This window comes from Vibrio sp. 10N.261.52.A1, assembly GCF_002876325.1.
In the GTDB taxonomy this organism is placed as follows: domain Bacteria; phylum Pseudomonadota; class Gammaproteobacteria; order Enterobacterales; family Vibrionaceae; genus Vibrio; species Vibrio chagasii.
In genome coordinates, this window is sequence record NZ_MCYD01000361.1 from 1 (window position 1) to 425 (window position 425).

Annotated in this window: 1 protein-coding gene; it reads left to right on the forward strand. The window is 33.2% G+C overall.

What is annotated here, in order from left to right; translation table 11 throughout:
* Window positions 1-79: 79 nt before the first annotated feature.
* Window positions 80-425, forward strand: a 346-nt coding sequence (locus BCT81_RS04400) for a TetR/AcrR family transcriptional regulator (protein ID WP_133152541.1), incomplete at its 3' end; no start/stop codon positions are given.

Sequence of the window (425 nt, forward strand, 5' to 3'; positions counted from 1 at the left end):
GTGTTTTTTCATATTGAGATTGTTTCTTAGAGTTATAAAATGTGCGGTAAATGTAAACAAGCGGGTGGGATATAATCTGATGCCAAAAGAAAAAAGAGAAGAAATATTAAGTGCAGCAGAAAAATTATTTATTTCTCAGCCTTATAATAAAGTATCAATTCGCTCAATTGCCAAATCTGCGGGGGTAAGTCCTGCTTTAATTCTTTATTACTTCAATAATAAAGAACAGCTTTTTGATCAGCTCATTGAAGAGCATACAAATCGATTTAAGGAACAGTTTTCAAAATATCAAAGAGTGGAAGGGGTACAGCTACAACAGTTAATCTCAGAGCTTATTGAGTTTTGGGAAAGTGCGCCAAATATATTTTTATTATTCACCCTTGGTGGTAACTCTTTTAATCACGATAATGTTCCAAGGTTGAAAG